This window comes from Achromobacter sp. (genome assembly GCF_036567245.1).
Taxonomy (GTDB): domain Bacteria; phylum Pseudomonadota; class Gammaproteobacteria; order Burkholderiales; family Burkholderiaceae_B; genus Achromobacter.
In genome coordinates this window covers 1-8,185 of record NZ_DATCUY010000493.1, presented here as the reverse complement: position 1 = coordinate 8,185, position 8,185 = coordinate 1, and the positions used below count along the sequence as shown (strand labels likewise).

The window sequence follows — 8,185 nt, the reverse complement described above, 5'->3', positions numbered from 1 at the left end:
AAGGAAGTGCTGGACGTGATGGTCACTCTGGCCCAGGAAAGCGGCATGACGATGATTTGCGTGACCCACGAAATGGGCTTTGCGCGCAAGGTCGCCAACCGCGTGATCTTCATGGACCGCGGCGAGATCATCGAGCAGAACAGCCCGGACGAGTTCTTCGACAATCCGCAGAACGAGCGGACCAAGCTGTTCCTGAGTCAGATCCTGCACTGACCGGAATCACTTCCTTTCCGCATCGCACCCCAAAAGTTGGACGCCGATCCGATCTTTGGGGTGTTTTTCATAGGGAGGCCGGCTTGCAGCAAAGGCGCTGGCGGCGGCGCTGTTGGGCGAACAGCCGGGGGTTCTGCTGGTATCTCTTTGTTACGCCGTGTTCCTTGCTGCGGTATGCTACTGACCGCTACTGATCCAAAGCGAGGAGAACAACATCATGACGCAGACCCCCCGCAGCGCTGTGCGCCGCGCCCTGTTGCAAGGCGCCGTGGCGCTGGCCGCCACGCTGCCTTTCGGCGCGCCCGCGCTGGCCCAGGCCACCGATTTCCCGACCAAGCCGCTGCGCTTCGTCGTGCCTTACCCGCCCGGCGGCCCGCTGGACACCATGGCCCGCATGCTGGCCGAGAAGGTACGTGGCTCCCTGGGCCAGCCGGTCATCGTGGAGAACCGTTCGGGCGCGGGCGGCAATATCGGCGCCGACCTGGTGGCCAAGGCCCCGGCCGATGGCTACACGCTGGTGATGGGCGCGGTCGCGACCCACGCCATCAATCCCTGGCTGTTCGCCAATCTGCCGTATGACCCGGTGAAGGATTTCGCGCCGGTGACCATCGTGGCTTCGGTGCCCAATGTGCTGGTGATGAACGTCGAGTTCGCGCAGAAGAACAAGATCGAGAAGCTGGACGATCTGATCGACTACGCGAAGAAGAACCCGGGCAAGCTGAACTACGGTTCGGGCGGCAACGGCAGCGCGGGTCATCTGTCGGGCGAGCTGTTGAAGGCGCGCGCGGGCATCAATGTCGAGCACATTCCTTACCAGGGCGCGGCGCCTGCGCAATTGGCGCTGCTGTCGGGTCAGTCGGATTTCATGTTCGACAATCTGGCGGCTTCGGCTCCGCTGATCAAGGACGGCAAGGTCAAGGCGCTGGCCGTGACGACCGCCAAGCGTTCGTCGCTGCTGGCGGATGTGCCTACGGTGGAAGAGTCGGGGATCAAGGGCTTTGACCTGGGAACCTGGTTCGGCGTGTTTACCACGGGCGGCACGCCGGCGCCGGTGGTGGCCAAGCTGAACAAGGCTTACTCGGAAGCGATGCAGCAGGCGGATGTGAAGCAGCGCTTGCTGACGATGGGGTCTGAGGCTGCGCCGATGACGCCTGAGGCGTTTGCTGAATTCGTGAAGAGTGAGAAGGCGAAGTATCAGGAGATTGTGAAGATCTCTGGGGCTAGCTTGAATTGATTGGTTTGTCTTGATGGGCGTTGTTGGTTCTTAAGACGCCCGTCGCGTCGGCGGCCCGCGGTGTGCGGGGCTGCGATCGCGGTCCGGAGCGTTCGCTCCGGACTTCCCCTGCGTCATCTTCGTCACCGCCTGCGGCGGTTCCTTCAGATTCCCTTGGGCTTATCGACGCCCCGCACACCGCGGGCCGCCGACGCGACGGGCTCCGGCGGTTGAAACTTGACGTCAGCTGGGGCGATTGGCGTTCTTCTGGTTCTTGCCGACGTCTGTGTGGGGTGGCGTGTCTTGCGGGGCCCGCCCCAGGCCGGCCGCGCGGGCGGCCTTTTGGGGCTTACGCGGTGTCTTGCGTCGTGATGGTGTGCGTTTTGCTGCGCGGCTTGTGATCTATGCTGAGAGTCCTTGCTTACTGACCAGGGGCCGTCATGCATCTACAAACTGCCATTCCCATCCTGCGTATCTTCTCCGTGGAGAAGGCGCGCGAGTTCTATCTGGATTTCCTGGGGTTCGAGTGGGACTGGGAGCATCGCTTCGAGCCTGGCCTGCCGCTGTACGCGCAAGTGCATCGCGGTGATCTGGTGCTGCACCTGAGCGAGCACCATGGCGATGGCACGCCCGGATCCGCGGTGTTCGTGCGGATGCGGGGCGTGGACGAGTTCCAGGCCGAGGTGAACGCCAAGGGCTATGGCTATATGCGGCCGGGCGTGGAAGAGATGCCGTGGGGGCGGGTGATGGACGTCATTGATCCGTTCGGCAATCGGCTGAGCTTCTGCGAATCGTCCGACTAGACGCCCTAGACCCCCTAGATGCCCAGATACCGCTGCGCCAGCTCCGGCTGCGCGGCGAGTTCCGCGGGGCTGCCTTGCCAGACGACGCGGCCTTTTTCGAGGACATGGTGGCGGTCGACCAGCGTGGCCATTTCCTTCAGGTTCTTGTCGATTACCAGGATGGTCTGGCCCTCTTCCTTCAGGCGGCGCAGGCAGTTCCAGATTTCCTGGCGGATCAGCGGCGCCAGGCCTTCGGTGGCTTCGTCCAGGATGAGCAGGCGCGGGTTGATGAGCAGGGCGCGGCCGACGGCCAGCATTTGCTGTTCGCCGCCGGACAAGGTGCGGGCGGATTGGGCGCGGCGTTCCTTCAGGCGGGGGAACAGGTCGAAGACGCGGCCGACATGCCAGCCTGCGCGGGTGTTGCGGGCGGTGGCTATCAGGTTTTCTTCCACTGACAGCGAGCCGAAGACGCGGCGGCCCTCGGGCACCAGGCCTATGCCGAGTTGGGCGATGCGGTGCGGGGCGCGGCCTTCTATGGGCTGGCCGTCGAGCAGGATGCTGCCGCCTTGCGCGGGCAGCATGCCCATGATGGTCTTCACGGTGGTGGTCTTGCCCATGCCGTTGCGTCCGATCAGGGATACGACCTGGCGCGTGGCAATGTCCATATCCACGCCGAATAGCACCTTGCTGGCGCCGTAGCCGCCCTGTAGTTGTTTGACATGCAGCATCAGTCCTCCTCGCCCAGATAGGCGGCGCGCACGTCGGGGTGGCGGCGCACCTCGTCGGGGGTGCCGGTGTAAATGGTTTTGCCGTAGACCAGCACGGTGATGCGGTCGGCCAGGGCGAAGACGGCGTCCATGTCGTGCTCGACCAGCAGGATGGCGTAGCGGCCCTTCAGTTCTTGCAGCAGCGCGGTCATGCGTTGCGATTCTTCGGCGCCCATGCCGGCCATGGGTTCGTCCAGCAGCAGCAGCGACGCGTCCAGCGACAAGGCCATCGCCAGTTCCAGCTGGCGCTTTTCGCCGTGGGCCAGTTCCGACACGCGCACGTGGGCGCGTTCGCCCAGGCCGACGCGTTCCAGCGCCAGCCTGGCGGGCTGGCGCAGCTGCGGCAGGCGGCGGGCGCTTTTCCACAGGTTGAAGCCGCCGGGGCTGTGCGCCTGCACTGCCATGGCGACGTTGTCCTCGGCGGTGAAGGCGGGATAGAGCTGGCTGATCTGGAACGAGCGCGCCAGCCCGGCCCCGGGCCGCTTGTGGGCGGGCATGCGGGTGATGTCGTGGCCGTCGAGCAGGATGGCGCCCGCGTCCGGCAGGATTTCACCGCTGATCTGCGACAGCAGCGTGGTCTTGCCGGCGCCGTTGGGGCCAATGAGCGCGTGCAGTTCGCCGGGGCGGACCTGCAGATTGACGCCTTGCGTCGCGCGCACCGCACCGAAGGATTTCTGCAGCTCGCGGATTTCCAGCTTGGGGTGATCAGTCATGATGTTTGCCTCCCACCAGCCAGCCATAGACGCCGCGCTTGCCGAACAGCACCACCAGCACCAGCACGGGGCCCAGGATCAGCATCCAGTGTTCCGTCCACGCGGTGGCGACCTGTTCCAGGCCCAGGTACACCGCCACGCCCAGCACGGGACCGAAGATCGAGCCCATGCCGCCCAGGATCACCATGGCCATGAGTTCGCCGGACTTCTGCCAGGCCGACATGTCGGGGCTGACGAAGAGCGCGTAGTTGGCCCACAGCGCGCCTGCCAGGCCGGTGCCGGCGGCCGACAGCACGAAGGCGGTGAGGCGGTAGCGCAGCGGCGCGAGGCCCAGCCCGATGCTGCGGCGCGGATTCTGCTTGATGCTTTGCAGCGCCATGCCGAAGGGAGAATTGACGATGCGGCGGCACGCCAGCACCCAGGCCGTCATCAGCGCCAGGCAGACGTAATAGAACGTCGTCGGATTGTTCATGTCCAGGCCGGGCAGGGTGTTGCGCGCGTCGATGGAGAGGCCGTCGTCGCCGCCGTAGACCATCAGGCCGACCAGGATGAAGTACAGCATCTGCCCGAATGCCAGCGTGATCATGATGAACTGCACGCCCGAGGTGCGCAGCGACAGGAAGCCTACCACCAGGCCCGCCAGCGCGGCGCTGGCGACAGCCAGCGGCCACATGATCAGCGCCGCATTGCTGCCGCTCCAGCCGAACAGCGTGTCGCCCTGGGCCAGGTGAAAGCCGGCGATGCCGATGACGTAGCCGCCCAGTCCAAAGAAGGCCGCATGGCCAAAGCTGACCATGGCGCCGTAGCCCAGGATCAGGTCCAGGCTGACGGCGGCGATGGCGTAGATGAGGAAGCGGGTCATCAGGTTGATCAGGAAGCTCTCGCCCGTGGCCGAGGCGATGGCCGGCACCAGGACGAACAGCAGCAGCCCGATCGTGTTGACGATGATTTTTCTGGTCATGGATATCGTTCCTATCGCTGCGCGGGCACCAGGCCGCGCGGCTTGAACAGCAGCACGATGGCCATCAGGATGTAGATGCTGGCCGAGACCAGGCTGGAGCTTGCCGAATCCGACAGCTCCGGCGGCAGCAGCCGCGACATCCAGAACGGAATGTAGGCGCGTCCCAGCGCATCGGTCATGCCTATCATCAACGAACCGACCAGCGCGCCGCGCACCGACCCCACGCCGCCCACCACGATGACCACGAAGGTGGTGATCAGGATGCGTTCGCCCATGCCGATTTCCACCGCCAGCAGCGGCGCGGCCATTACGCCCGCGAAGCCGCAGAGCAGCGCGCCCAGCGTGAAGATCAGCGTGAACAGGCGCTGGATGTTCACGCCCAGCGCGTCGACCATTTCGCCATCGTCGGCGCCGGCGCGCACCAGCATGCCGACGCGCGTGCGGGAGATCAGCAGCCACAGCCCCAGCGCCACCAGCACGCCGGCGCCGATGAAGGCCAGCCGCATCAGGGGATAGTTCAGGCCGGGCAGGAGTTCCACGGAACCCGACAGGAACGGCGGGATGTCCATGAAGGGCGGGCTGCGGCCGAACAGCACGGTCACCATCTCGTTGGTGAACAGCGTCAGGCCCAGCGTGGCCAGCACCTGATCCAGGTGATCGCGGCGGTACAGGTGGCGGATCACCAGCAACTCCACCACCAAGCCGTAGAGCGCCGCGCCGGCCAGCGCCGCCAGCAGCGCGGCGGCGAAAGAGCCGGTGGCGGCGGCTGCGCTCGCGGCGCAGAAAGCGCCGACCATGTAGAACGAGCCGTGCGTCAGGTTGATGACGTTCATGATGCCGAACACCAGCGTCAAGCCGGCCGACAACAGGAACAGCAAAGCGCTGTACTGCAGGCCGTTGAGGACCTGCTCCAGGAACATCAGCATGGGGACTCCTTGTGGAGTGGTCGGCGGCCGGCGGAATGCGCGCAATCCGCCGGCCGCGGCGCGGACTTACATCTTGCAGTCGACGGCGTGCACGTCGGTATGGTCGCGGGCGATGACTTTCAGGTTCTTGTAGACCAGCTTGCCGTCAGGGCCGGCTTCGATGTGCAGCAGGTACCAGTCCTGGATGGGATGCTGGTTGGGGCCGAACTTGAACTTGCCGCGCACGCTGGGGAAGTCGGCGCGGCGCAGCGCGTTGCGGAAATCGTCGGCGCGGCCGGTGATGTCGCCGTTCACGGCTTTCAGCGCGGAGCCGATCAGATTGGCGGTGTCGTAAGCCTGGGCCGCATAGGCGGTGGGCGCGCGGTTGTAGGCCTTGGTGAAGGCGTCGACGAAATGCTTGCTTTGCGGATTATCGAGGTCCGCGCTCCACAGCGAGCTCAGGTAAAAGCCCTTGCCCGCGTTGCCGGTCGCGGCCAGCATGCGGTCGTCCATCGAGTAGATGGGCGTGATCATGCGGATCTTGTCGGCCAGGCCGGAGTTGGCGAACTGCTTGGTCAGGTTGATGCCCGCGCCGCCCGGATGGAATTGGAAGATGGCGTCGGGGTTGAGCGAGCGGATGCGCGCCAGCTCCACCGAAAAGTCAGCCTGCTCCAGCTTGGTGTAGATCTCGTCGGCGATCTCGCCCTTGTAGGTGCGCTTGAACCCGGCGACCGCGTCACGTCCGGCCTGGTAGTTGGGCGCCATGATGACCACGCGTTTGGCGCCCAGCTCGTTGGCCGCCAGGCCCGCGGTGTCGGCGTAGGAATCGTTCTGGAACGCCACCGAGAAGTAGTTGGGGTTGCAGGCCTTGCCGGCGTAGTTGGAGGGGCCCGCGTTCAGGCTGACGTAGAAGGCGCCCGCGTTCAGCACGGTCGGGCCGACGGCGGCCATGACGTTGGAGAAGTTGATGCCGGTGAACAGCCGCACGCCGCCCTGCACCATCTTGTCGGCGATCTGCTTGGCGTTGGCGGGCTTGAGCGCATCGTCCTCCACGCGCACATTGACCGGCACGCCGCCCAGTTTGCCGTCGCCTTCCTTCACGGCGAGCATGAAGGCGTCGCGCTCGTCTTCGCCGATGTAGCCGGCGGGCGTGGACAGGGTGCCGATGAAGCCGATGTCCACCGGCTTCTGCTGCGCGCCGGCCGCGAACGCGGCCAGCGCAAGCGTGAAGGCGGCGGTGCCGCGGATTGCGGTTTTTCTCATGGTTGTCTCCTTGGGTGCCTGCATTTTTTCTATAGTGAGGAATGCCCCGCGAGGCAGTTTTCCACCTTCCAGCCGTACAGCCACTGCAACGCGTCGTAGAACTGGGACTGGCTGCGACCGGTCCACAGCATGTTGCGCACGGTGCGTTCCACGCCCCGCGCGTGATACAGCCGGCCCATCTCCCGCGTCGACCACACCACGCGCGCGCTGCGCGGGATGCGGATGGATTCGTACAGTCGGAACGCGGCTTCCAGGTCGTGTCCGCAATGCTTCACGGCCTCGCCCAGCGTTACCGCGTCTTCCAGCGCCATGCAGGCGCCTTGGGCCATGTATTGCGTCATGGGATGCGCGGCATCGCCCAGGATGGTGACGCGGCCCTGGCCCCAATGTTCGACGGGCTCGCGGTCGGCGGTGGCCCAGCGCTTCCAGGAAGTGGGGCGGTCCAGCATCTGGTGCGGACGCGGGTGTATGCCCTGGAAGTAGGACAGCACTTCTTCCTTGCTGCCCTCGCGCACGCCCCATTCTTCCTGTTCGCGGCTATGGAAGGTCACCACCAGGTTGTATTGCTGGCCGCCGCGCAAGGGGTAGTGCACCAGGTGGCAATGCGGGCCGGCCCACAGCACGGGGGCGTTGATGCGCAGTTCCTCGGGCATGTTGTCGCGCTCGACCACGGCGCGGTACACCACGTGACCCGTCACGCGCGCCGGGTCGCCCACCATGCGCTCGCGGATCACGGACTTCACGCCGTCCGCGCCCACCACCGCGTCGGCGCGGTAGCGCTTGCCCTGCGTGTCCACCACTTCCACGCCCTTGCCGTCCTGCGACATGGAGGCGACCTGGGTGGAGGTGCGGAAGCTGATCAGCGGGTTCTGCTGCACGGCTTCCAGGATGGACAGATGGATGTCGGCGCGGTGGATCACGGCATAGGGGCCGCCGAACCGCTCGCGGAAGGCCGCGCCGGTATCGATGCGCACCACTTCCTGGGCGTCCACCGCGTCCATCATGATGATGTGGTCGGTGAACACGGCGCGGCTGCGCGCGGTCTGGCCCACGCCCAGGGCGTCCAGCGCGGCGAAGGCATTGGGGCCGAGCTGGATGCCGGCGCCGATCTCGCCGATGTGGGCGGCCTGTTCCAGCAGTTGTACGGCGATGCCTTGCCGGGTCAGTGCAAGTGCAGCGGCCAGGCCGCCGATGCCGCCGCCCACCACGATCACGGATTTTCCTGTCTGCGTTGCGTTCATGCGTGGCCTCCGAGCCGTTCAGTCCTGGCCGCCCAGGAACACGCCTTGTTTCACCAGTTGCGCCTGCAGGGCGGGGATAGGCACGTCGCCCGGCGCGATGCCGGCGCGCAGCGCCATCGCGGCCGCC

The 8,185-nt window shown here is 65.8% G+C and carries 8 protein-coding genes and 1 pseudogene; 3 read left to right on the top strand and 6 right to left on the bottom strand.

What is annotated here, in order from left to right:
• From VIR09_RS21070 to VIR09_RS21060, 3 genes and pseudogenes are all read left to right on the top strand, one after another.
• Positions 1-213 (top strand): annotated as a pseudogene (locus VIR09_RS21070) (amino acid ABC transporter ATP-binding protein); the annotation flags it as partial.
• Positions 214-430: 217 nt separating this feature from the next.
• The gene (locus tag VIR09_RS21065) at positions 431-1,447 is read left to right on the top strand and encodes a tripartite tricarboxylate transporter substrate binding protein (RefSeq protein WP_332014617.1); all 1,017 of its coding nucleotides are present in this window, start codon (positions 431-433) and stop codon (positions 1,445-1,447) included.
• 419 nt (positions 1,448-1,866) lie between these two features.
• A complete protein-coding gene (locus VIR09_RS21060; RefSeq protein WP_332014616.1) occupies positions 1,867-2,229 on the top strand; it encodes a glyoxalase superfamily protein in 363 nt (120 codons plus the stop codon).
• A gap of 14 nt (positions 2,230-2,243) precedes the next feature.
• Here the strand turns inward: VIR09_RS21060 and VIR09_RS21055 are convergent, their stop codons facing one another.
• The 6 genes from VIR09_RS21055 to VIR09_RS21030 form a co-directional block, all read right to left on the bottom strand.
• Positions 2,244-2,936, bottom strand: coding sequence for an ABC transporter ATP-binding protein (locus tag VIR09_RS21055; RefSeq protein ID WP_332014615.1), 693 nt, complete (start codon positions 2,934-2,936; stop codon positions 2,244-2,246).
• Positions 2,936-3,688: an ABC transporter ATP-binding protein gene (locus VIR09_RS21050; protein WP_332014614.1), complete on the bottom strand. Its 753-nt coding sequence runs from the start codon at positions 3,686-3,688 to the stop codon at positions 2,936-2,938. The genes VIR09_RS21055 and VIR09_RS21050 overlap by 1 nt, the downstream gene beginning before the upstream one ends.
• Positions 3,681-4,649, bottom strand: coding sequence for a branched-chain amino acid ABC transporter permease (locus tag VIR09_RS21045; protein ID WP_332014613.1), 969 nt, complete (start codon positions 4,647-4,649; stop codon positions 3,681-3,683). The genes VIR09_RS21050 and VIR09_RS21045 overlap by 8 nt, the downstream gene beginning before the upstream one ends.
• Before the next feature lie 11 nt (positions 4,650-4,660).
• Positions 4,661-5,575: a branched-chain amino acid ABC transporter permease gene (locus VIR09_RS21040; protein ID WP_332014612.1), complete on the bottom strand. Its 915-nt coding sequence runs from the start codon at positions 5,573-5,575 to the stop codon at positions 4,661-4,663.
• Positions 5,576-5,641: 66 nt separating this feature from the next.
• A complete protein-coding gene (locus VIR09_RS21035) occupies positions 5,642-6,817 on the bottom strand; it encodes an ABC transporter substrate-binding protein (protein ID WP_332014611.1) in 1,176 nt (391 codons plus the stop codon).
• Positions 6,818-6,846: 29 nt separating this feature from the next.
• A complete protein-coding gene (locus VIR09_RS21030) occupies positions 6,847-8,058 on the bottom strand; it encodes a 3-hydroxybenzoate 6-monooxygenase (RefSeq protein WP_332014610.1) in 1,212 nt (403 codons plus the stop codon).
• Positions 8,059-8,185 lie beyond the last annotated feature (127 nt).

Excerpts from the sequence above, each read along its gene's own strand:
- VIR09_RS21030 (WP_332014610.1), bottom strand. The coding sequence starts at position 8,058 with ATGAACGCAACGCAGACAGGAAAATCCGTGATCGTGGTGGGCGGCGGC.
- VIR09_RS21050 (WP_332014614.1), bottom strand. The coding sequence starts at position 3,688 with ATGACTGATCACCCCAAGCTGGAAATCCGCGAGCTGCAGAAATCCTTC.
- VIR09_RS21060 (WP_332014616.1), top strand. The coding sequence starts at position 1,867 with ATGCATCTACAAACTGCCATTCCCATCCTGCGTATCTTCTCCGTGGAG.
- VIR09_RS21045 (WP_332014613.1), bottom strand. The coding sequence starts at position 4,649 with ATGACCAGAAAAATCATCGTCAACACGATCGGGCTGCTGCTGTTCGTC.
- VIR09_RS21065 (WP_332014617.1), top strand. The coding sequence starts at position 431 with ATGACGCAGACCCCCCGCAGCGCTGTGCGCCGCGCCCTGTTGCAAGGC.
- VIR09_RS21055 (WP_332014615.1), bottom strand. The coding sequence starts at position 2,936 with ATGCTGCATGTCAAACAACTACAGGGCGGCTACGGCGCCAGCAAGGTG.
- VIR09_RS21035 (WP_332014611.1), bottom strand. The coding sequence starts at position 6,817 with ATGAGAAAAACCGCAATCCGCGGCACCGCCGCCTTCACGCTTGCGCTG.
- VIR09_RS21040 (WP_332014612.1), bottom strand. The coding sequence starts at position 5,575 with ATGCTGATGTTCCTGGAGCAGGTCCTCAACGGCCTGCAGTACAGCGCT.